Origin of the sequence: Mixta intestinalis (assembly GCF_009914055.1) — a bacterium.
GTDB lineage: Bacteria > Pseudomonadota > Gammaproteobacteria > Enterobacterales > Enterobacteriaceae > Mixta > Mixta intestinalis.
On record NZ_CP028271.1, the window covers coordinates 2,823,744 to 2,847,105 of the forward strand.

At 54.1% G+C, this 23,362-nt stretch carries 19 protein-coding genes and 1 pseudogene; 6 read left to right on the plus strand and 14 right to left on the minus strand.

Annotated features, from left to right (window positions below):
- Nucleotides 1-143: 143 nt before the first annotated feature.
- The gene (lysA, locus tag C7M51_RS13005) at nucleotides 144-1,388 is read right to left on the minus strand and encodes a diaminopimelate decarboxylase (protein ID WP_160622175.1); all 1,245 of its coding nucleotides are present in this window, start codon (nucleotides 1,386-1,388) and stop codon (nucleotides 144-146) included.
- Nucleotides 1,389-1,501: 113 nt separating this feature from the next.
- On the opposite strand from lysA, the gene C7M51_RS13010 reads away from it, so the two are divergent.
- On the plus strand, nucleotides 1,502-2,422 hold the full coding sequence (locus C7M51_RS13010; protein ID WP_160622176.1) for a LysR family transcriptional regulator: 921 nt from the start codon (nucleotides 1,502-1,504) through the stop codon (nucleotides 2,420-2,422).
- On the opposite strand, the gene C7M51_RS13015 is transcribed toward C7M51_RS13010, so the two are convergent.
- The 6 genes and pseudogenes from C7M51_RS13015 to xerD all read right to left on the minus strand — a co-directional run bounded on the left by C7M51_RS13015 (nucleotide 2,419) and on the right by xerD (nucleotide 10,618).
- Nucleotides 2,419-3,582 (minus strand): MFS transporter, encoded by a 1,164-nt coding sequence (locus tag C7M51_RS13015; RefSeq protein ID WP_160622177.1) that lies wholly within the window; start codon nucleotides 3,580-3,582, stop codon nucleotides 2,419-2,421. The two genes, C7M51_RS13010 and C7M51_RS13015, sit on opposite strands and share 4 nt — an antisense overlap.
- 294 nt (nucleotides 3,583-3,876) lie before the next feature.
- A complete protein-coding gene (gene lysS / locus C7M51_RS13020; protein ID WP_160622178.1) occupies nucleotides 3,877-5,397 on the minus strand; it encodes a lysine--tRNA ligase in 1,521 nt (506 codons plus the stop codon).
- Nucleotides 5,398-5,399: 2 nt separating this feature from the next.
- Nucleotides 5,400-6,498 (minus strand): peptide chain release factor 2 gene (prfB, locus tag C7M51_RS13025; protein WP_160622179.1). Its coding sequence is split into 2 segments (ribosomal slippage): nucleotides 5,400-6,422 and nucleotides 6,424-6,498, totalling 1,098 coding nucleotides; the frame shifts between segments, so codons are not numbered across the junction.
- A gap of 759 nt (nucleotides 6,499-7,257) precedes the next feature.
- Nucleotides 7,258-8,976, minus strand: coding sequence for a single-stranded-DNA-specific exonuclease RecJ (gene recJ, locus C7M51_RS13030; protein ID WP_160622180.1), 1,719 nt, complete (start codon nucleotides 8,974-8,976; stop codon nucleotides 7,258-7,260).
- A gap of 18 nt (nucleotides 8,977-8,994) precedes the next feature.
- Nucleotides 8,995-9,698, minus strand: a pseudogene (gene dsbC / locus C7M51_RS13035) (bifunctional protein-disulfide isomerase/oxidoreductase DsbC).
- Nucleotides 9,699-9,724: 26 nt separating this feature from the next.
- A complete protein-coding gene (gene xerD / locus C7M51_RS13040; protein WP_160622181.1) occupies nucleotides 9,725-10,618 on the minus strand; it encodes a site-specific tyrosine recombinase XerD in 894 nt (297 codons plus the stop codon).
- Nucleotides 10,619-10,726: 108 nt separating this feature from the next.
- Here xerD and fldB point away from each other — a divergent pair, with 108 nt between their 5' ends.
- The gene (gene fldB / locus C7M51_RS13045) at nucleotides 10,727-11,245 is read left to right on the plus strand and encodes a flavodoxin FldB (RefSeq protein ID WP_160622182.1); all 519 of its coding nucleotides are present in this window, start codon (nucleotides 10,727-10,729) and stop codon (nucleotides 11,243-11,245) included.
- A 107-nt stretch (nucleotides 11,246-11,352) separates the two neighbouring features.
- Here fldB and C7M51_RS13050 read toward each other — a convergent pair whose 3' ends face one another.
- Complete coding sequence (locus tag C7M51_RS13050) at nucleotides 11,353-11,748, minus strand: protein YgfX (protein WP_160622183.1); 396 nt, start codon at nucleotides 11,746-11,748, stop codon at nucleotides 11,353-11,355.
- Nucleotides 11,729-12,007: an FAD assembly factor SdhE gene (gene sdhE, locus C7M51_RS13055; protein WP_160623649.1), complete on the minus strand. Its 279-nt coding sequence runs from the start codon at nucleotides 12,005-12,007 to the stop codon at nucleotides 11,729-11,731. Before sdhE ends, C7M51_RS13050 begins: the two co-directional genes overlap by 20 nt.
- Before the next feature lie 222 nt (nucleotides 12,008-12,229).
- Between sdhE and ygfZ the strand changes: the two genes are divergently transcribed.
- Complete coding sequence (ygfZ, locus tag C7M51_RS13060) at nucleotides 12,230-13,213, plus strand: tRNA-modifying protein YgfZ (protein WP_160622184.1); 984 nt, start codon at nucleotides 12,230-12,232, stop codon at nucleotides 13,211-13,213.
- Nucleotides 13,214-13,242: 29 nt separating this feature from the next.
- Here ygfZ and trhA read toward each other — a convergent pair whose 3' ends face one another.
- Complete coding sequence (gene trhA, locus C7M51_RS13065) at nucleotides 13,243-13,896, minus strand: PAQR family membrane homeostasis protein TrhA (RefSeq protein ID WP_160622185.1); 654 nt, start codon at nucleotides 13,894-13,896, stop codon at nucleotides 13,243-13,245.
- A 218-nt stretch (nucleotides 13,897-14,114) separates the two neighbouring features.
- On the opposite strand from trhA, the gene C7M51_RS13070 reads away from it, so the two are divergent.
- From C7M51_RS13070 to C7M51_RS13080, 3 genes are all read left to right on the plus strand, one after another.
- On the plus strand, nucleotides 14,115-14,846 hold the full coding sequence (locus tag C7M51_RS13070; RefSeq protein ID WP_160622186.1) for a MurR/RpiR family transcriptional regulator: 732 nt from the start codon (nucleotides 14,115-14,117) through the stop codon (nucleotides 14,844-14,846).
- A 204-nt stretch (nucleotides 14,847-15,050) separates the two neighbouring features.
- On the plus strand, nucleotides 15,051-16,490 hold the full coding sequence (locus C7M51_RS13075; protein WP_160622187.1) for a 6-phospho-beta-glucosidase: 1,440 nt from the start codon (nucleotides 15,051-15,053) through the stop codon (nucleotides 16,488-16,490).
- A gap of 291 nt (nucleotides 16,491-16,781) precedes the next feature.
- Nucleotides 16,782-17,681: an endonuclease/exonuclease/phosphatase family protein gene (locus C7M51_RS13080; RefSeq protein WP_425281013.1), complete on the plus strand. Its 900-nt coding sequence runs from the start codon at nucleotides 16,782-16,784 to the stop codon at nucleotides 17,679-17,681.
- A gap of 92 nt (nucleotides 17,682-17,773) precedes the next feature.
- On the opposite strand, the gene gcvP is transcribed toward C7M51_RS13080, so the two are convergent.
- The 4 genes from gcvP to C7M51_RS13100 all read right to left on the minus strand — a co-directional run bounded on the left by gcvP (nucleotide 17,774) and on the right by C7M51_RS13100 (nucleotide 23,250).
- Nucleotides 17,774-20,647: an aminomethyl-transferring glycine dehydrogenase gene (gene gcvP, locus C7M51_RS13085; protein WP_160622189.1), complete on the minus strand. Its 2,874-nt coding sequence runs from the start codon at nucleotides 20,645-20,647 to the stop codon at nucleotides 17,774-17,776.
- Nucleotides 20,648-20,765: 118 nt separating this feature from the next.
- On the minus strand, nucleotides 20,766-21,152 hold the full coding sequence (gene gcvH / locus C7M51_RS13090; RefSeq protein WP_160622190.1) for a glycine cleavage system protein GcvH: 387 nt from the start codon (nucleotides 21,150-21,152) through the stop codon (nucleotides 20,766-20,768).
- A gap of 21 nt (nucleotides 21,153-21,173) precedes the next feature.
- Nucleotides 21,174-22,268 (minus strand): glycine cleavage system aminomethyltransferase GcvT, encoded by a 1,095-nt coding sequence (gene gcvT, locus C7M51_RS13095; RefSeq protein WP_160622191.1) that lies wholly within the window; start codon nucleotides 22,266-22,268, stop codon nucleotides 21,174-21,176.
- A 667-nt stretch (nucleotides 22,269-22,935) separates the two neighbouring features.
- The gene (locus tag C7M51_RS13100) at nucleotides 22,936-23,250 is read right to left on the minus strand and encodes a hypothetical protein (protein ID WP_160622192.1); all 315 of its coding nucleotides are present in this window, start codon (nucleotides 23,248-23,250) and stop codon (nucleotides 22,936-22,938) included.
- Nucleotides 23,251-23,362 lie beyond the last annotated feature (112 nt).

The following is a 23,362-nucleotide window of genomic DNA, read 5'->3' on the forward strand; positions in this document are numbered from 1 at the left end:
ATTGATGACACCGACGCTTGTTTAGTGACAGCTGGCACAACAGACAGGAAGCAGAGGATTAGGGACGGCGCATAAGGATGTGAGGACAAGGTATGAAGGGCTCTGCGACCAGCGCGTCGCAGAGATTAGTCAGCAGACAGCGATTACAACTCCAGCGCCAGCAGCTCCTGAATGGTCTGCCGACGGCGAATTTCCCGCGCCTCTCCGCCGTCGAACAGCACCTCCGGGATCAGCGGTCGACTGTTATAGTTGGAAGACATCGAGGCACCATAAGCGCCGGTATCATGCAGCACCAGATAATCGCCTGCGCTGACCGCAGGAAGCTGGCGCGTTTCCACCTTGCCGCCTTCCAGCTGGGTAAAAACATCGCCCGATTCGCACAGCGGCCCCGCCACCACCGTCTCACGCAGCTCGCGCTGTCCGGCATCATCGGCCAGCAAAGAGATATGGTGATAGCTGCCATACATTGCCGGACGCATTAAATCGCTAAAGCCCGCATCCACCAGCACAAAGTGACGGCTGCCCATATTTTTTACCGCGCGTACCTGAGTCACCAGCACGCCCGCTTCCGCTACCAAAAAGCGCCCCGGCTCGATCTCCAGCTTTACCGGATGCGCGAGATGCGCGGCGATGCGCTCGCGGGCACGGTGCCACAGGCTGTAGTAATGTTGAGTATCGATCGCCTCTTCGCCATAACGATAGGGAACAGAAAGCCCGCCGCCTGCGGAAATGGCGCTGATATCCTGATCCAGCGCGATAACGCGCTCCACCATCGCTTCGCACACCTGCTCCAGATGCGCATAGTCCACGCCGGAGCCAATATGCATATGGATGCCCACCAGCGTCAGCCCATGCTGCTGAATCGCCTGCACCGCCTGCGACAGATCCTCATGCCAGATACCATGCTTGCTGTTTTCACCGCCGGTGTTGGTTTTCTGGCTGTGTCCGTGACCAAAACCGGGATTAACCCGCAGCCAGACCGGATGACCGGGCGAACAGGCCCCCAACTGATGCAGCATATCCACTGAACCGGCGTTAACCGGAATCCGCAGTTCGGTAACGCGCGCCAGCGTTGGCCTGTCAAGCAGATCGGCGGTAAAAACGATCTCATCTCCACCCGGCTGATAGCCAGCCGCCAGCGCCCGCTCAATTTCACCCAGCGAAACGGAATCAACCTTAACGCCCTCTGCACGCATCAGTCGCAGAATATGAATATTGGAACAGGCCTTCTGCGCAAAACGCACCACGTCAAACTGCCTTAGCTGAGCAATACGCTGGCGAATAATCTCAGCATCGTAGGCCCAGAATGGCCCGTCGTAACGCGCAGCAAGTGAGAGAAGATTAGCGGTATTCAGGGCGCTCTCAGGATTATTTAGCGGACGTGGCATAACGGTTCTCCTTAAACTTTACGCTATTACGCCACAGCCATTTTCCGCTGAAAAATATCTGTTTCTGCGGAGTCTATGCAAATATGATATAGCTTTCGCTACTGGAGAAGGCGATGGCGCAGATTACCCATCGGCACATTGAGATATTCCATGCGGTGATGACCAGCGGCAACCTGACCGCCGCCGCCGAGTTGCTGCATACATCGCAGCCCACCGTCAGCCGCGAACTGGCGCGCTTTGAAAAGCTGACCGGCCTGCAACTGTTCGAGCGAGTGCGCGGGCGCTTGCATCCTACCGTGCAGGGGCTGAGCCTGTTTGAAGAGGTACAGCGCTCCTGGTACGGCCTCGATCGCATTATCAACGCGGCGGAAGGATTACGGCAGTTTCGTCAGGGCGAGCTTTCCATTGCCTGCCTGCCGGTTTTTTCCCAGTCGCTGCTGCCGCCGCTCTGCCAGCCGTTTTTACAGCGTTATCCCGATCTCAGCCTGAATATCATCCCGCAGGAGTCGCCGCTGCTGGAAGAGTGGCTGTCGGCGCAGCGCCACGATCTCGGCCTGACCGAAACCGGGATTACGCCCGCCGGAACCGAGCGCATCGAGCTACTGACGCTAAATGAAGTGTGTGTTTTACCCGCCCGGCATCCGCTAACGGCGCGACGGCAGCTGACGCCGCAGGATTTTGCCGGGGAAAACTATATCAGCCTCTCACGTACCGACAGCTATCGTCAGCTGCTGGACGCGCTGTTTCATGAGCAGGGCATCCAGCGCCGGATGGTGGTGGAGACGCACAGCGCGGCGTCGGTCTGTGCGATGGTGCGGGCGGGAGCGGGAATATCGGTAGTGAATCCGCTGACGGCGTTGGATTATGCCGCCAGCGGCGTGGTGATGCGGCGCTTTAGCGTTGAGGTGCCTTTTACCGTCAGCCTGATCCGCCCGCTGCATCGTCCGGCCTCTTCGCTGGTTAGCGCGTTCAGCCAGCATTTACAGCGTGAGGCGGCGCATTTCGCGACGCGCCTCAACGCCCTGCTCGCTTAGGCGCGCACCGGCTGCGTCTGACCTCCGGCGCGGCGGAAGGTGATCAGGCAGACGATCAGCCCCAGCGCGGCCAGCACCGCGGCAGCAACCGGCACCGACGTCAGGCCATAGCCACCGTCAATGACCGCACCGCCAACCCAGGCACCGAGCGCATTGCCAACGTTAAACGCGGAGATATTCAGCGTCGAGACCAGGTTAGGAGCCTCTTTACCATGACGCACCACGTTGATTTGCAGGCCTGGTACGGTGGCGAAAGTGGCCATCGCCCACAGGAACAGCGTGATTTCAGCCAGCCAGAGGCCGTGGCTGGTCCAGCTGAACGCCAGCGAGAAAATGGCTATCAACGCAAAGCTGAGAATCAGGCTGAAAGAGACTTTCCAGTCCGCCAGTTTGCCGCCGATAATATTGCCAACGGTTAAACCAGCGCCGATCAGGAACAGCGTCCAGCTAACACCACGATTGCTGACGCCGGTAACCTGCAACAGCAGTGGCGCAATATAGCTGAACAGCGCAAACATCGCCGCCGCAAAGCAGACGGTCATCAGCAACGAGAGCCATAGCTTGCCGTTCGCCAGCGCGCTGATTTCACTGGCAAGGTGTACCGGCTTTTCATCTTTGTTGCCCGGCAGGCTGACAGTCAGCGCGATAAAGGCCAGTACGCCGATGATCGCCACGCCCCAGAAGGTTGCGCGCCAGCCAAACAGCTGACCGAACCAGGTACCGAGCGGCACGCCCAGCACGTTCGCCAGCGTCAGGCCGGTAAACATCAGCGCAACGGCGGAAGCCTGACGATTGGGTGCGACCAGGCTGGCGGCCACCACCGAGCCGATACCGAAGAAAGCGCCGTGACAGAGTGCGGTGATCACGCGCGCCAGCATCAGCAGGTTGTAGCTGTAAGCCAGCGCACACAGGATATTGCCAATGATAAAGATGGTCATCAGCAGCATCAGCGTACGCTTGCGCGGCAGCTTCGCCGTCAGCAGTGCCATGACCGGCGCGCCAATCGCCACGCCCAGCGCATAGCCGCTTATCAGCCAGCCCGCGGAGGGAATGGAAACGTGCAGATCGCCCGCCACCTCCGGCAGTAATCCCATAATAACGAACTCGGTGGTGCCGATGGCAAAGGCGCTCAGCGCCAGCGCCAATAGTGAAACAGGCATAACACTCTCCAAAAAACGATGATTGCAGACTCCAGAACGGGCCGCTGTTGAGTAGCGACCTGGACGACGCATTATGTCGTTCTGTTTAATATGTCGCGTCGTGGCGGCTATTAGAGCACAGTGTTATCCCGGCAAACACCCCAGCAACAGCAAGGGAATTTTGCGTCAGACGCAATAATCCACGGTGATTACTTTCGGTAAAGCAGATAAATCTGGCGCAGGGAGATCGCGGGAAGGCAGCATGGCAGGAATAAAAAAGGGACGCCAGCGCGCCCCTTTCTACAGGAAAAAAGCTTACTTGCCAGACGGACGCAGCGCCGGGAACAGAATGACGTCGCGGATGGTGTGGCTGTTGGTAAACAGCATTACCAGGCGGTCAATACCGATACCCAGGCCAGCGGTCGGCGGCAGGCCGTGCTCCAGCGCGGTCACGTAATCTTCATCAAAGAACATCGCTTCGTCATCACCAGCATCTTTCGCTTCTACCTGCTGACGGAAACGATCGGCCTGATCTTCCGCATCGTTCAGCTCGGAGAAGCCATTACCGATTTCACGCCCGCCGATAAAGAATTCAAAGCGATCGGTGATTTCCGGGTTGATATCGTTACGACGCGCCAGCGGAGAGACTTCCGCCGGATATTCGGTGATGAAGGTCGGCTGAATCAGGTGGCTTTCTGCCGTTTCTTCAAAGATTTCAGTAACGACGCGGCCCAGACCCCAGCTTTTCTCTACCTTGATGCCGATAGATTGCGCAATAGCAACCGCTTTATCAAAGTCATCCAGATCGGCCAGGTTAGTTTCCGGGCGATATTTCTGGATCGCTTCTTTCATCGTCAGCTTAGCGAACGGCTTGCCGAAATCGAAGAGATGTTCGCCGTAAGGCACTTCGGTAGTCCCCAGCACCTGCTGCGCCAGGGTGCGGAACAGGCTTTCGGTCAGTTCAATGAGATCTTTGTAATCCGCATAAGCCATATAGAGTTCCATCATGGTGAACTCTGGGTTATGGCGCGGCGAGATACCTTCGTTACGGAAGTTGCGGTTGATCTCGAAGACGCGATCGAAACCGCCCACGACCAGGCGCTTGAGGTAGAGCTCCGGCGCAATGCGCAGATACATGTCGATATCCAGCGCGTTATGATGGGTGATAAACGGACGCGCAGATGCACCTCCTGGGATCACCTGCATCATCGGGGTTTCTACTTCCATAAAGTCGCGGCCCACCATGAACTGACGGATACCCGCCATAATTTGGGAGCGAATGCGGAAGGTTTTACGTGAGTCTTCGTTGGCAATCAGATCAAGATAGCGCTGGCGGTAGCGGGTTTCCTGATCGGCCAGGCCGTGAAATTTGTCCGGCAGCGGGCGCAGCGCTTTGGTCAGCAGACGCAGCTCGGTGCAGTGAATGGAGAGCTCACCGGTTTTGGTTTTGAACAGTTTCCCGCGCGCGCCAAGGATATCGCCCAGGTCCCATTTTTTGAACTGTTCGTTGTAAACGCCTTCCGCCAGGTCATCACGCGCCACATACAGCTGGATGCGTCCGCCTACGTCCTGAAGCGTGACAAATGAGGCTTTGCCCATGATGCGGCGCGTCATCATACGTCCCGCCACGCTGACTTCGATGTTCAGCGCTTCCAGCTCTTCGTTTTCTTTGTCGTCGTACTGCGCATGCAGCTGCTCAGAGATGCTGTCACGGCGGAAATCGTTCGGAAACGCAACGCCATGTTCACGCAGCGCGCTAAGTTTTTCACGACGCGCTTTTAGTTCATTGTTAAGTTCAAGCGCGGCATCAGCGCCCTGCGGTTGTTGTTCAGACATGTTTATAGTCCTGCTTTCAAACTTGCTTCAATGAAACGATCCAGATCGCCATCCAGCACTGCCTGGGTGTTACGCGTTTCTACGCCGGTGCGCAGATCCTTGATGCGTGAATCATCCAGTACGTAAGAACGGATCTGGCTGCCCCAGCCAATATCAGACTTGTTGTCTTCCAGCGCCTGTTTTTCAGCGTTTTTCTTTTGCATTTCCAGTTCATAAAGCTTGGCTTTCATCTGCTTCATGGCCTGGTCTTTGTTTTTGTGCTGAGAGCGGTCATTCTGGCACTGGGTGACGGTGCCGGTCGGAATGTGGGTAATACGCACCGCCGATTCGGTACGGTTTACGTGCTGACCGCCCGCGCCAGATGCGCGATAGACGTCAATACGCAGGTCTGCCGGGTTGATTTCGATATCGATATCATCATCCACTTCCGGGTAGACGAAAGCGGAACTGAAGGAGGTGTGGCGACGGCCGCCGGAGTCGAACGGGCTTTTTCGTACCAGGCGATGTACGCCGGTTTCGGTACGCAACCAGCCGAAAGCGTAGTCGCCTGCGATGCGGATGGTTGCGGATTTGATACCCGCCACTTCGCCATCGGAGACTTCGATGACTTCGGTTTTGAAGCCTTTGTCTTCCGCCCAGCGCAGGTACATACGCAGCAGCATACTGGCCCAGTCCTGAGCTTCGGTGCCACCCGATCCCGCCTGGATGTCGATGTAGCAGTCGGCGCTGTCATATTCGCCGGAGAACATGCGGCGGAATTCCAGTTCGCCCAGTTTTTTTTCTAAGACGTCAAGTTCGGCGATGGCTTCGTTGAAGGTTTCTTCGTCCTCTGCTTCAACGGCCAGTTCCAGCAGGCCCGCCACATCTTCGAGGCCCTGGGTCATCTGGTCGAGCGTGTCGACAACAGCTTCGAGCGCAGATCGCTCTTTACCCAGCGCCTGCGCGCGCTCAGGTTCATTCCAGACGTCAGGTTGTTCCAGCTCGGCGTTTACTTCTTCGAGGCGTTCTTTCTTGGCATCGTAGTCAAAGATACCCCCTAAGAACGTCGCTGCGCTCAGTGAGGTCCTGAATACGGTTTTTCACCGGATTAATTTCAAACATGGCTTTCGAATCTTTTTTAGGAAGTGTCGATGGGTATGACCGGGCAGTTTAACTGAAAAGGCAAGGAGATTGTAGTTTTGTCGGATGCTTTGTATGCGGCAGGGTTGTGTTTTGGGGGCGGTTTTGAGAGGCGGGCTGGAGGTTCGGGGCGGGAAGTGGGTTGAGTAGGCAGTTCCGGGAAGCGAGTTTAGCGTTCGGAAACGAGAGGAGGCGGGCGGACGCTACGTAAAGACGTCGTCAATCCATCCCTGGAGACTCCGCCGCGTCATCCATGACGCGGAGGCTTTACTCCGCGTTCCGCCCGCCCCCTCCCTGGCATCGTGCGCATACTTCCCCGCTTCTCTGACACCGTGCAAATACTTTCCCGTTTCCCCCGACATCAGGCGGATACTTTCCCTCTTCCCAACATCGTGCAAATACTTTCCCGCCTCCCCGACATCAGCAAATACGCTCACTTTCCTGACATGATTAAGAACGTTTTCCCGGATTTTCCGAAAAGGTCAGGTTACGCGAGCGCAATAGCAAGGGGAGCAAGAGGGGCTGGACGATGAGGCGGGCCTCCCGCGCCATGGAGGGCGCGGGCGGAGGCCCCATGGATGGGTTTATACCGTCCCGCCGAACGGACAGCCCCTCTTGCGCCCGGCAGCGGATAATCCTTTAGCGAACCACCATACCTGGCCAACCAGCAGCGGATAATTCCCTCATTAAGCCACCACGCTTAACCGACCAGCAGCAGGTTCCGCTTATAACCAGACAAACCTACAGCGGCCAGATATGCTCAATCAGCAACTGCACGCTACGGTTACCGCGAAACTCATTCACGTCCAGCTTATAAGCCAGCTCAACGTGCCGAACGCTGGCGTCAGGCCACAAACGTGTATCAACGTTAAACGCAATCCCATCCAGCAAAGGCCCGCCGCCTAACGGCTCCACCATCACCTTCAAATGACGCTCACCCACCAGCCGCTGCTGCAACAGCTTAAACTTGCCATCAAACACCGGCTCAGGAAAAGATTGCCCCCACGGACCACCATCACGTAGCATCTCAGCCACCGGCAGCGTCAAATCAGGTGCCGACAGCTCACCATCAGACCAGATAACGCCCTGCAACGCATCCGCATCCAGCCACTCGCCCACCAGATCGCTAAACAACCTACTGAATTGTTCAAATTTAGCTTCTTCCAGCGACAGGCCAGCCGCCATCGCGTGACCGCCAAACTTAATAATCAGCCCCGGATTCAGCGTATCAAGGCGTTCGAGCGCGTCTCGCAAATGCAGCCCCGCTACCGAACGTCCTGAACCTTTTAGCGTACCGTCGCCAGCAGGCGCAAAGGCGATAACCGGACGATGAAAACGCTCCTTCAGGCGTGAAGCCAGAATACCTACCACGCCCTGATGCCATTCAGGATGATAAAACGCAAGGCCCAGCGGCAGCGTATCGCTACTGCGTTCCAGCTGATTACAGAGCGCCAGCGCTTCCGCCTGCATCCCTTGCTCAATCTCTTTACGCGTCTGATTCAACGCATCCAGTTCGCTGGCTAACATTCGCGCCTGCGCCAGATCATCCGTCAACAACAGCGCCACGCCTACCGACATATCATCCAGACGTCCGGCGGCGTTCAGACGCGGCCCCAGCGCAAAACCAAGATCGCTGGCGGCCAGCTGACGCGCATCGCGGTTAGCCACCTCCAGCAGCGCACGGATACCTGGACGACATTTCCCGGCGCGAATTCGCCCCATCCCCTGCCAGACTAAAATACGGTTGTTAGCGTCCAGCGGCACCACATCGGCTACCGTGCCCAACGCCACCAAATCAAGCAGTTCGGCAAGGTTAGGGATAGCCAGCCCGTTATCGAACCAGCCCAGCGTACGCAGATGCGCCCGCAGCGCCAGCATCAGATAAAAAGCAACGCCCACGCCCGCCAGCGCACGTGAAGGGAAAGTGCTGTCATTGAGATTCGGATTAACAATCGCTTCTGCCGCTGGCAACGTTTCCCCCGGCAGATGGTGATCGGTCACCAGCACCGGAATCCCCTTTTGATGCGCACGTTCAACGCCCGCATGGGAAGAGATACCGTTATCCACCGTCAGAATAAGCTCCGCGCCGCGTGCGGCAGCCTGCTCTACCACTTCCGGACTAAGGCCATAACCATCGTCAAAACGGTTCGGCACCAGATACTGCACATTGCGCCCGCCCATGCTGCGTAGCGCCAAAACGGTCAGCGCGGTACTGGTCGCACCGTCGGCATCAAAATCACCGACGATCATAATCTGTTTTTCATCACGCAGCGCCTGATGTAGCAGCTCAACCGCCTGCTGCATACCGCTCAAACCTTGCCACGGATGAAGATATTTCGCGCCGCGCTCCAGCTCGCGTTGATTGCTTATGCCACGCTGGGCGTAAAGACGACGCAGCAGCGGATGGAGATCCGGCGATAACGCCGGATCGTTTACCGCTTCTCGGCGGCGAAGTTGCATCGGTTTATTCACTGCTAATTAGTTACCGCTTTTTTGTTTATCAAGAAGCTGCTTCATTTCCTGCGGCCCCTGATAACCCGGAATCATCAGACCATTTTCCAGTAGAATGGCCGGAGTGCCCTGAATACCGAACAGGATGCCCAGCTGGTAATGCTGCGCCAGATCGGTTTTACAATCGGCCGGAGAAACTGCATCGCCTTTCATCGCCGCATCAAAGGCTTTATTCCGATCTTTTGCACACCAGATGGATTTCATCTCTTTTGCCACTGTCCATTCATCCCTTCACGCGGGAAGGCCAGATAGCGCACGGTGATGCCCAGCGCGTTGTAATCTGACATCTCCTGATGCAGCTTACGGCAATAGCCACAGGTGGTATCGGTGAAGACAGTAATGACATACTGCTCTTTCGGCGCTTTATAGACGATCATATCTTTGCTTAGCGCATCAACTTTTTTCTGCAACAGCTGATTCGTCACGTTAACCGGACGCGCACCGCCAACATCATAAAGCGGCCCCTGAATAAAGTGCTTTCCATCTTCGCTGACATACAGCACGCCGCTGTCAGAAAGTATGGTTTTCATCCCTGGCAGTGGCGAAGGATAAATTTCAGTTTTATCTATACCCAGCTTACGTAAAGATTGCTGAATCGCAGCGTCATCCGCCTGGGCTGCGCCCGCGAAAGTGGCAGCCAGCATAGCGACGATGGCAAAAGTTTTTTTCATCCTGTTCCCTTTTTACTCCGCCGCCTTCAGGCGCGCGGGTGGTGCTGTTGATGTAACTGACGCAGACGCTCGGTAGCGACATGCGTGTAAATCTGCGTGGTGGAAAGATCGCTGTGTCCCAGCAGCATCTGTACGACACGTAAATCCGCGCCGTGGTTCAACAAATGCGTAGCAAAGGCGTGCCGAAGCACGTGCGGAGAGAGCTTTTCGCTATCAATTCCCGCCAGCACGGCATAATGCTTAATGCGATGCCAGAAAGTTTGCCGCGTCATCTGCTGCGCCCGGCTGCTGGGAAACAGCACGTCAATAACCCGTCCGTTCAGCAACCACGGACGCCCGTGTTCCATATACTGTTCCAGCCAGTGTATCGCCTCTTCACCCAGCGGCACCAGCCGCTCTTTATTGCCTTTACCGATAACGCGCACAACGCCCTGGCGCAGGCTGACATCGCTGACCGTCAGGCCAACCAGCTCCGATACGCGCAGGCCGGTAGCGTAAAGCAGCTCCAGCATCGCCTTATCACGCAGCTCAATAGGCTGTTCAACGCTGGGTGCCTGTAGCAGGCGATCTACCTGGGCTTCCGACAGATCTTTCGGCAACCGCTGGGGCAGTTTAGGTGAAGAGAGCAGCGCGCTGGGATCGTCATTACGCAGCTTTTCCCGATAGAGATACTGAAAAAGCCGCCGCATTGCACTCAACAGACGTGCTGAGCTGGTGGCTTTATAACCACCCTCAACGCGATCGGCAAGAAAAGCCTGTAAATCCACGGCCTCAGCCTGTAGCAACGTGCGCTGATGGTGCGCCAGCCAGCCAGCCAGCGATTGCAAATCCCGGCGATAAGAGGTCAGCGTATTTTGCGCCAGGTTACGTTCGATCCACAGCGCATCAAGAAACTGTTCAATAAGTTCGTTATCCGGCACCTTTCCCTCTTTGCACAAGGGTGTCAATTTATGCGCATTATGCCTGAAAGCCGCCACCTTCTGATACAATTGCGCCCATCTGTTGATTTAAATGAGTAGATGTTCCGTATGAAGATTGGCCTTTTTTACGGTTCCAGCACCTGTTATACCGAGATGGCAGCCGAGAAAATTCGCGATTTTATCGGCGAGGATCTGGTTACGCTGCATAACCTGAAAGATGATTCACCGAAGCTGATGGAGCAGTACGATATGCTGATCCTCGGCATCCCCACCTGGGATTTTGGTGAGCTACAGGAAGACTGGGAAGCCATCTGGCAGGAGCTTCCGGAACTTAACCTGCGCGGCAAAGTGGTTGCGCTGTATGGCATGGGCGATCAGCTCGGCTATGGCGAGTGGTTCCTGGACGCCCTTGGCATGCTGCACGAGCTACTGGCACCCATGGGCGTGCAGTTTGTCGGCTACTGGCCCATCGAAGGCTACGAATTCACCAGCCCGAAACCGCTTACCGCCGACGGTAAACAGTTTGTTGGCCTGGCGCTGGACGATGTCAATCAGTTTGACGTGAGCGATGAGCGCATCGCCCAGTGGTGTGAACAGATATTGACCGAAACTGCCGCGCTGCTGTAACAGATAACCCGCGTTCACTACGGCTGGCACGTTTTACGGCAAACCGCGCTACCGACTAAAACGCCGCGCGCCCGACGCGAATGAATCAAGATGGCTGCGATGCGCTGTTACTGATACCCCTTCAGCAAACGGCGCAAGGCACGCCAGTTTCCTTCCGGCATACTATCCCGCATCACCCATAGCGAAACGCCCTTTCCCTGCTCTGCACGCAGCGAAAACAGCACGCCAAACGGCAGCACGAAAGGTGGACGCGCAATCCAGTATTCCCGATCCTGCCAGCGCCAGCGGCGGCTTTCTTCTGCCGTCAGCACGCCGCCGAAGCGACGTTGCAGGCGCAGGCGATGCCATAGTTCACCCAGCAGCAGGAACAACAGCCCTACAGCAAACGGCATCCGCGTTCCGTGATAAAACGGTAACAGCCCGACAATAAGCAGGCCATACAGCATCAGCGTTATCTGCCGCGCCCGCGCCGAAGGACGCAGATCAGATTGCCACCGCGCCACGTTCCGGGCCACGCTGCCGGTTGCGCGTCTGAATCAACTGCACCATGCGTTTCAGCTCGGCGTCGGCTGGCTCACCGTGATTCATCAGCCAGTTAAACAGATCGGGATCGTCACTTTTCAGCAAACGAATAAACAGCGCTTTGTCTTCATCACTCAGCGAATCATATTCATATTTAAAGAAAGGCATGATGGCGATGTCCAGCTCTAACATACCGCGGCGGCAAGCCCAGTGAATACGGGATTTATCGTTGATATCCATGTGTTCTGTCATCGGTTATTTCAAACATGATGGCTAGTGTAGCGCTTTTTCTCTGGCCTGTTGAAAGCAAATTCCTTATCTTGCGCGCCTTCACGCAGAGCGCAACGACAGCCTGCAACTTTAGCGCGCGTTTTGTGCGTCAGCATCGGGAAACTGGTTGCAAAGCCAGGCCGCTCTTTTAATATGAAGTCACTTTTTCAACTGACTTTTCAGGATCGCTCTATGCCTGACTTTATTTTCCCACCGCGTCAGCCCGTTGCCTCTTCACGGCTGCCGCTGACGTTAATTTCGCTGGAAGACTGGGCGCTGGTTGCGGTTGAAGGTGCGGACAGCACAACGTATCTGCAAGGCCAGCTCACGCTGGATGTTACGGCGCTGCCAAAAGAGAAACATCTTCCCTGCGCGCACTGCGATGCCAAAGGGAAAATGTGGAGCAATCTGCGTCTGTTCCATCGCGGCGAAGGCTATGCCTATCTGGTACGCCGCAACCTGCGCGATACGCAAATCAATGAACTGAAAAAATATGCCGTTTTCTCTAAGGTAACCATCGCTGCCGATGATCAGGCGATTCTGCTGGGCGTAGCGGGCTTCCAGGCCAGAGCCGCGCTGACTAACCGCTTCGCCGCCCTGCCCGATGCGCAAACGCCGGTGGTGCAGGATGGCGAATCAACGCTGTTGTGGTTTGATTCTCCTGCCGAACGCTTCCTGCTTATCACCACCGCCGAAAAAGCGGCGGAACTGAAGCAGGCGCTGGCGGATGATGCCCAGCTTAACGGCAGTCAGCAATGGCTGGCGCTGGATATCGAAGCGGGTCTGCCGGTACTGGATGAGAAAACCAGCGCGCAGCTGATTCCGCAGGCGACCAATTTGCAGGCGCTGGAAGCGATCAGCTTCAAAAAAGGTTGTTATACCGGGCAAGAGATGGTGGCGCGAGCTAAATTCCGTGGTGCCAATAAGCGCGCCCTTTACTGGCTGGCTGGCAAAGCGGGCCGGACCCCGGAGGCCGGTGACGCGCTGGAGCTAAAAATGGGCGAGAACTGGCGGCGCACCGGCACCATTCTGGCCGCCGTACAGTTAGAATCGGGCGATGCCTGGATACAGGCGGTGCTGAATAACGATCTGGAGCCGGAAAGCGTGCTGCGCGTACAGGGCGATGAAGGCGGACAGCTGGCGATTCAGCCGCTGCCCTACTCGCTGGCAGAATAAAATATCTCAGGCGGCGTAAAGCCGCCTTTTTACCGCACGTAAAAGTAGATCGCCAAAAAGTGACAAATGCTGCCGCCCAGCACAAAGCCGTGCCAGATAGCATGATTATAGGGGATCCGTTTTATCGCATAGAAGATTACGCCCAGCGTATAGATCAGCCCACCCGCCGCCAGCAGCCAGACGCCGCCTTGGTCGAGCTTAATCGCCAGTTGATAGATAACGATCAGCGATAGCCAGCCCATCAACAGATAAGTGATCAACGACAACGCCTTAAAACGATGAGCGAAAACCAGCTTGAAAATAATACCCGCCAGCGCCAGGCACCAGACCACCACCATCAGGCCGTGTGCCAGCGGCGAATCAAGCCCCACCAGCAGAAACGGCGTATAGGTGCCTGCAATAAGTAAGTAGATCGCACAGTGATCCAGCTTTTTCAGCCAGAATTTAGCCCGTGGCCAGGGGATAGCGTGATAGAGCGTCGAGGCGAGAAACAGCAGGATCATGCTGCCGCCATACAGGCTGTAACTCACTATCGCCAGCGTGCCAGCGTTAGCCGTAATCGCCTGGCTCAAGAGCAGCACCAGGCCCACAATACCGAAGATGCAACCTATGCCGTGACTGAGGCTGTTGGCGATCTCCTCTGCCAGAGTATATCCCTGCGCTAATCCGTTTTTCTTTGTCACCTTAATGCTCCCGGAACGACGTAATACATTGTGCAAGCAAGGAAATCCTGCTGTCAGGTTTCATCAAATCATAGACATCCACAGCGTAGCTGAGAACCATTTCAGTGTACACCTGTAAGCTGAAATAAATTTATGTCGATGGGTAGCAGCGTGTAGCCATCGGCGGGTAAAGGAAAATCTGCTAAAGTAGGCACGGTAATAGCAGACGCGGATACAGCATGTTTACTCACAGCATAATCTCAACGCTCAATGACACCGAGATGCAGGTGTATAACACCGTGCTCAAAAGCGGTGATAAAGTCATGTATATGACTATTCGCGAGCTGGCTGACGCGGCGGGCGTTTCCACAACCTCAGTGCTGCGGTTTTGCCGAAAAATGCAGTGTGATGGCTATTCTGAATTCCGCATCCGCTTTAAATTATATTTAGAACAGGAGCAGCAGAGCCCAATTAATTACGGCGTTAATGAGATGATCAGCTTTTTCAAAAGCATTAATAACGATGAGTTTGAGCATCTGATTAGCCAGGCGGTAGAGCATATTATTGCCGCGCAGCGTATTATTTTTGTCGGTGCCAGCACCTCGGGCACGTTAGGAAAATATGGCGCACGATTTTTCTCTAACGTTGGTAAATTCAGTAACTATATTGACGATCCTTATTATCCAGTCAGTAGCGATATGTATAAGGATGCGGTAGCGATTATTCTTTCCGTCTCCGGCGAAACCGAAGAAATTCTGCGACTGGCAAGCCAGTTCAGCCTGCACTGCTGTAAAATTATTACTATTACCAACAGCGAAAACAGTTCACTGGCGAAGCTGGCCGATTTTAATATTTCTTATCATATGCCGTTAATTCGCATGAACGGCGGGTTAGATATTACCACGCAGGTGCCCACCATTTATATTATCGAAAGTATTGGCCGCAAACTGGCCAGCCGTTTAGCCAAATAAAACAGCCTGTTTTTTATAAGTAACAAATTACCGTTGTCACGTTTCGTTATAACGTGACATTCCTCTGCGCTTTGCTACACTCCGGTCAATCTTCATAGCTGAACCGCTAGAATTACGTGCTTATCGCAGTGCCAACGATATTAATTTTCGTCGTCACGGCATGTTAATTACACCATTATTTTACGTATCAGTAAGGATCGCTTTATGTCAAAACAGCAGCAGTTACCGAAAGATTTTCTGTGGGGCGGCGCAGTGGCCGCGCATCAGGTCGAAGGCGGCTGGGATCAGGACGGCAAAGGCATCAGCATTTGTGACGTGCTTTCCGGCGGCGCACATGGCGTTGACCGCGTGATTACCGACGGCGTGCAGCCCGGCTATAACTATCCCAACCATGAGGCGGTCGATTTTTATCATCGCTATAAAGAAGACATTGCGCTGTTTGCCGAAATGGGCTTCAAATGCTTCCGCACCTCTATCGCCTGGACACGCATTTTTCCTCATGGTGATGAACTGGAGCCGAACGAAGCGGGCCTGCAATTTTATGACGATCTGTTCGATGAGCTGCTGAAGCACGGCATTGAGCCGGTGATCACCCTTTCCCACTTTGAAATGCCGTGGCACCTGGTAAAACAGTATGGCGGCTGGCTGAACCGTAAAGTGGTCGATTGCTTTGTGCGCTTCAGCGAAGTGGTCATGCGCCGCTACCAGCACAAAGTGAAATACTGGATGACCTTTAACGAGATCAATAACCAGCGCACCTGGAACTACCCGCTATTTGGCTACTGCTGTTCCGGCGTGATCTTCACCGAGCATGAACATCCTGAGCAGACGATGTATCAGGTAATGCATCATCAGTTTGTTGCCAGTGCGCAGGTGGTGGCGCTGGGCCGCCGCATCAATCCCGATTTCCAGATTGGCTGCATGATTGCGATGGTGCCGGTTTATCCCTTCTCCTGCCATCCGGACGATGTGATGTTCGCCCATGAAGCGATGCATCGTCGCTATGTCTTCAGCGATGTGCAAATGCGCGGCTACTATCCTGCCTACGTGTTACAGGAATGGGCGCGTAAAGGCTATCAGATCGAGATGGAAGCGGGCGATGAAGAGACGCTGCGCAACGGCTGCTGCGACTATATTGGCTTCAGCTATTACATGAGCAACGCGGTGCAGGCCAACGCTGAAGGTGAAGGCGCCTCAATTACCGGTTTTGAAGGCAGCGTGCCGAATCCGCACGTCAAGGCTTCCGACTGGGGCTGGCAGATCGATCCGGTTGGCCTGCGTTACTCAATGAACGCGCTCTATGAGCGTTACCAGAAGCCGCTGTTTATCGTGGAAAATGGCTTTGGCGCTATCGATAAGCCGAACGCTAACGGCATGATTGAGGACGATTACCGCATCGATTATCTGCGCGCGCATATCGAGCAAATGAAAAAAGCGGTGCTGGAAGATGGCGTAGAGCTGATGGGCTATACGCCGTGGGGTTGTATTGACTGCGTCTCTTTCACCACCGGCCAGTACAACAAACGCTACGGCTTTATTCACGTTGATAAAAATGATGACGGCAGCGGCACGATGGCACGCTCGAAGAAGAAGAGTTTTGGCTGGTATCAGCGGGTTATCGCCAGCAACGGCGAGCAGCTGTAAACGGACAGGCCGGCGCAATCCGGCCTTTATTAATAAGCACGCCCTTATTAAGTTACAATAAAATAACGTATCGCCCCTCGTAATTAAATAAAAAACTAACCATCAATTAATTATTATTTTGTAAGCTACTTAAATTCAACAATTAACCCGTTATAACTCTCTGTTCTTTCTACGCCCTCCTACTTTTTTAACCATTAAAATTAAGTTTGTAAGCTATGTCACAAAATATTTTTCCCAATATGACAAGATCCACATGAAATCGTTTGTTTTTAACTGGCAAAAAATATGAAATTGAAAAATTCACCGCTATTGTTCGCTTGCTGTATTATCACTTCTTCTCCTCTTTACGCCAGCACACCGCTGACCGGATCGGAGATACTTGCGGTTAATAAAGGCGGCACAGCGAACAAAATATATACGCATAATCAACCAACGCTAAAGGTTGCCGCTTATAATATTGGCAAAAACGAAGCGTCAGATGACGTTACGGATTTTACCCAGCTGAATCAGGCAATAAAGAAAATAGATGCCGATGTGATAGCCGTGACGGAGATTGATAATCAGACACATCGCAGCGGAAATATTAATCAACTCGCCAAAATTGCTGAAGCAAACCACCTGTTTTATGCCTTTGGTAAGGCATTGGATTTCGATGGCGGAGAATATGGCGTTGGATTGCTGTCGAAATATAAGATCGATAAATCTCAGGTAATTAATCTGCCTTCGGGAACAGCAGAACAGCGCGTGGTCCTTCTGTCGCAAATCACTAAACCCGGTTTCGATTCACCGATTATTGTTATGACGGCGCACCTGGACTGGCAAAAAAACCCGGAGGTCCGTATTAATCAGGCACGCTATTTACTCGATCTGAGTATTGGTGATGCGCCTTCTGATTTCACTAATATCGCTTCTGCGATAAAAATACTTGCTGGCGACTTTAATTCCACAGCTGAAGAACAGCCGATTAAAGAAATTAATTACTTCTGGAACCCGGTGGTTAAAAATGGCACAGATACCCGCACCTGGCCTGCCGTTAATCCAGCACTTGATCTTGACCACATTTTTACCTTTAAAGGTCAAAAATGGAACGTTAAAAACCTTACCGTTCCCTCTGTAACAAATGACTTTAACTGGGCAGCGGCCAGCGATCATTTACCCGTAGTCGCTGAACTGGAATTGCAGGAACAATAAAAAAGCGCTAACGAAAAAAGGGTTTGTTACCAAACCCTTTTTATTTATACCTGCCGTATGTTATTCGGCTACGCCTGTTTCTCGTAGCATAGCTACTGATATTCGCTCATCGGCACGCAGGAACAGAACAGGTTACGATCGCCATAAACATCATCCAGACGCTTCACCGTCGGCCAGTATTTGTTTTCGCTGCCAGCCGGGAATACCGCCAGCTCACGACTGTAGGGATGCGACCAATCGCCTGCCAGCTCTTGCTGCGTATGCGGCGCGTTCACCAGCGGGTTATCCTCCAGCGGCCATTCACCGCTGGCGACGCGATCGATCTCAGCGCGAATCGCCAGCATTGCCTCAATAAAGCGATCCAGCTCGATCTTACTTTCCGACTCCGTCGGCTCAACCATCAGCGTGCCCGCTACCGGGAACGACATCGTCGGCGCATGGAAACCATAATCGATCAGTCGTTTGGCGATATCCAGCTCGCTGATGCCAGTTTGCTCCTTCAGCGGACGCAAATCGAGGATACATTCATGCGCCACGCGGTTATCGCGCCCGGTATAAAGCACCGGATAGGCCGATTGCAGACGGTTGGCGATATAGTTTGCATTCAGGATAGCGACGGCACTGGCCTGCTTCAGCCCTTCCGCGCCCATCATGCGAATATACATCCAGCTGATCGGCAGAATCGAGGCGCTGCCGAAAGGTGCGGCTGAAACGGCACCCTGCTGTGTCAGTACGCCATCAATTTGCACCACGCTATGACCCGGCACAAACGGTGCCAGATGCGCTTTCACACCGATCGGCCCCATACCCGGCCCACCGCCGCCGTGCGGAATACAGAAGGTTTTATGCAGGTTGAGATGTGATACATCCGCGCCGATATAGCCTGGAGTGGTAATGCCAACCTGCGCATTCATGTTTGCGCCGTCCAGGTAAACCTGACCACCATACTGATGCACGATCTGGCAAACTTCACGGATCGTCTCTTCATACACGCCGTGCGTGGAAGGATAGGTCACCATAATGCAGGAAAGCGCGCTGCCCGCCTGCTCCGCTTTCTGCCGCAGATCGTGCAGATCGATATTGCCCTGCTTGTCACAGGCGACCACCACTACCGCCATTCCTGCCATCTGCGCCGAAGCCGGGTTAGTACCGTGAGCGGAGCTGGGGATCAGACAGATATTGCGCTCGCCCTCGTTGCGGCTCTCATGGTAACGGCGAATCGCCAGCAGTCCGGCATATTCCCCCTGCGCGCCGGAGTTAGGCTGCATGCAGAGCGCGTCATATCCGGTGAGCTGCACCAGCCACTGCGACAGCTGACCAATCATTTGCAGGTAGCCCGCCGCCTGCTCTGCCGGACAAAACGGATGCAGCTCGGCAAACTCCGGCCAGGTAATGGGAATCATCTCTGCGGCGGCGTTCAGCTTCATTGTGCAGGAGCCGAGCGGGATCATCGCCTGATTCAGCGCCAGATCTTTTTTCTCCAGGCTGTGCATATAACGCATCATCTCAGTTTCACTGTGATAACGATTAAATACCGGATGCGTCAGGATTGGCTGCTGGCGCAGCAGCGCAGGCGGCACTGAAGTGCTGTTGCCCGCTACGCTGTTATCCAGCGTATCGATATCCAGGCCGTGATCGTCGCCGAGCAGAATAGCGAACAGCGTGGCGACATCTTCACGGCTGGTCGTTTCATCCAGCGTAATGCCCACCGCCTGATGAATATCGGTTCGCAGATTAACGCCGAAGCTCAGCGCACGTGCCAGCACCGCCGCTTTATCACTGACTTCAACCGTCAGGGTATCGAACCAACTTTGGTGGCGTAGCGTCAGGCCGCCCTGCTTCAGGCCCGCCGCAAGAATATCGGTAAGGCGGTGAATACGGCTGGCGATGCGCTTCAGCCCTGTCGGGCCGTGATACACCGCATAGAAACCGGCGATATTTGCCAGCAGTACCTGCGACGTACAGATGTTGGAGTTCGCTTTTTCACGGCGGATATGTTGCTCACGCGTTTGCATCGCCATACGCAGCGCGGTATTGCCTGCTGCATCGCGTGACACGCCGATAATGCGCCCCGGCATTGAGCGTTTGTGCTCATCACGGGCGGCAAAGAAAGCGGCGTGCGGGCCGCCGTAGCCCATCGGTACCCCAAAACGCTGGGCTGAGCCAAAGACGATATCCGCCCCCTGTTTGCCCGGCGCGGTCAGCAGCACCAGCGCCATAAAATCAGCCGCCACGCTGACAATGACCTTACGCGCCTTCAGTTCACCGATCAGTGCGCTGTAATCATGAAGCTCGCCGGTGGTGCCAACCTGTTGCAGCAGCACGCCGAAAACGCCTTCGTGATCCAGCACCCGCTCCGCTTTATCAATCAGCAGCTCGAAACCGAAGGTCTCCGCACGGGTTTTTACTACATCCAGCGTCTGCGGATGCACATCGTCAGCGACAAAAAACTTATTGGCGTTTTTCAGCCTGGTTACGCGCTTCGCCATTGACATCGCTTCTGCCGCCGCCGTTGCTTCATCCAGCAGCGAGGCGGAGGCAATATCCAGCCCGGTTAAATCCAGCGTCAGCTGCTGGAAGTTGAGCAGCGCCTCCAGGCGTCCCTGCGACACTTCCGGCTGATAAGGGGTATAGGCGGTATACCAGCCTGGATTTTCCAGCAGGTTACGCAGAATGACCGGCGGCATCAGCACCGGCGTATAGCCCATGCCGATATAAGATTTAAAGCGCTGATTACGGCTGGCGATCGCTTTTAGCTCCGCCAGCGCCTGATGTTCCGGCAACGCATCACCGACAGCGGGCGGCCCCGGCAGCTGAATATCTGCCGGTACAATGCTGGTAATTAATTCATTAAGCGAAGCAGCGCCGATAGTTTGCAGCATGCTTTCCTGCTGCTCCGGAGAAGGACCGATATGGCGTTCAATAAAGGCGCCAGTATGTTCAAGCTGGCTGAGAGTCTGAGTCATGAATCGTTAATCCTGAGGGGCTGGCTACGGCAGTCAACATGGAGATAATGGGCCAGACGCAGCTGGCCTCACCGGAGAGCTATCCACGCGAGGCAACAGCGCAGATAGCCCGTTGAGATTATTCGTCGATCGTGGCCTGGTAGCCTTCTGCATCCAGCATCTGATCCAGTTCGGATTCATCGCTGGCCTTAATGCGGAACAGCCAGCCGGCACCGTAGGAGTCACTGTTAACCAGCTCCGGCGCGCCTTCCAGCTCTTCATTTACCGCCACGATTTCGCCGCTTAGCGGCGCATAGATATCGGAGGCTGCTTTTACGGATTCCGCCACCGCGCAGTCATCACCTGCGGTAACGCTGGCACCCACCTCAGGCAGGTCAACAAACACCATATCGCCCAGCAGCTCCTGCGCATGCTCAGTAATGCCTACGGTCCAGGTGCCGTCAGCTTCCTTACGCACCCACTCATGACTTTCACGGTATTTTAAATCACTTGGCACATTGCTCATCGCTACAATCTCCTGAAATAGTTACTGAGCGACCGGCTTACCGGCGCGAACGAAAATAGGTTTGGTGACTTTAACCGGCATTTCCCGGTTGCGAATCTGGACAATGGCGTGGTCGCCGATGCCTGCCGGAACACGGGCCAGCGCGATGCTGCAACCCAGCGTCGGCGAAAAGGAACCACTGGTAATGATCCCCTGCTGGAGATTGCCCTGCGCATCGGTAAAGTGAACCGGCAACTCGTTACGCAATACGCCTTTCTCCGTCATAATCAGGCCAACCAGCTTATCGGTGCCTTTTTCACGCTGAAGTTCCAGCGCCTCGCGGCCGATAAACTGTCGATCGTTGGGTTCCCAGCAGATAGTCCAGCCCATATTCGCCGCCAGCGGCGAAACGCCTTCATCCATCTCCTGCCCATACAGGTTCATTCCCGATTCCAGCCGCAGCGTATCGCGGGCGCCCAGTCCGGCCGGTTTTACCCCCGCCGCCAGCAGGCGCTGCCACAGATCGGCAGCCTGATCGTTGGGTAACGCAATTTCATAACCGCTTTCACCGGTATAACCGGTAGTGGCGATAAACCAGCCATCGGCTTCAACGCCAAAGAATGGCTTCATGCCGCTAACGGCCTGACGCTGTGCCTCGCTAAACGCCGTCTGTGCCTTTTGCTGTGCTTCAGGCCCCTGTACGGCAATCAGCGCTAAGTCATTCCGTTCCTGTAACGTAACGCTGAAGGGAAGCGCATGTTCGTTAATCCATGCCAGATCCTTATCGCGCGTGGCGGAGTTAACCACCAGACGAAACCAGTTTTCGCTCATAAAGTAAACGATCAGATCGTCAATCACGCCGCCGGAGGCGTTCAGCATTGCACTGTAAAGCGCTTTGCCCGGCTGCGTCAGACGCGCGACGTCGTTAGCCAGCAGGATGCGTAGAAACTCGCGGGTACGCTCGCCGTGCAGATCGACAATAGTCATATGGGAAACATCAAACATACCGGCATCGTTACGTACCGCATGGTGTTCATCCATCTGCGATCCGTAATGCAGCGGCATCATCCAGCCGTGGAAATCGACCATGCGGGCACCGCAGGCCTGATGCTGTTCATACAAAGGAGTCTGCTTCATAACATTCCTGTGCGTTAACGGGTTGAGTAGACGCTAAATGTCGCTAAAACGTCCGACGCAAACGTTGTCTTTGCCCTGACGTTACCACTGAACGGCAGGATTAACCATAAGCTAAACGAAGGCGAATCATGCCGGGTGACGTTCAGGACTCAGAGGATTGTGCAGAACTTTTCACTAAAAAAATGCGTAGTAAGACACATAACAAGCAACAGAAACGTAACAACGCAGGTTAAATACCAGTCATTCACTAAATAACGAAAAATTTGCCTGACAACGAATCGCCTCCAACATAACTAAAACTAATGCGAAGACGAGGGTAAAATTAGAATTTTTCAAACGAGCGAACAGAAAGCGTGCAGATGCACTTTGGTAGTGCAAGCGGAGTTTCACGTTTGGTTTGGTTTGGTTTGGTTTGGTTTGGTTTGGTTTGGTTTGGGAGAAAGTATTGCTGTGAGCAGTCGTTGCCTGCCATATGAACAAAAAGATAAATAACAGTTACATTGTAGGCGTGTTTACTACCGAACAAACTGTAACAACCCCGACTGTTGTGAGGTAAACCAAACAACGTGCTTACAGCTGTTGCATAATCCAGTGAGAGCGTACACTCAACTTTGTGAATTAATAAACTTTAGTTAGTTATAATTTCAAATTTTAGCAATAATTTTATCTACTCTTTTATTTTATACATAAATGCCTTGTAGCCGAGCTTTACCTGCTTCGCAAAACAAAATACAACCGCAACAACCATCAATGCGATGAGATAACTGAAGATCATCTCTCCATTCTGGAAATTTATTGTATAAATGACGCCGGACAGAATTAACAAGGTAATTATAAGCATCACGGTAAATCGGCTTCTGAGCTTATGCAGAAGCTTCAGGTAGGTTGTACCATCGCGCTTCAAATATTCCCGCATCACGGCAAGATCCTTACTGGTAAATCCATTTTTAACCAGTTGTTCTTCTATTTCGAAACTGTTCATGGCTTTACTCCCGCAGTCCCTGATTTTTATAAAAGCACTTTCGCTTTGCTGTACGTCAGCTTATATGCGTCATACGGACGTTAGCGTCACGATTCCCTAAAGGTGGTACCAG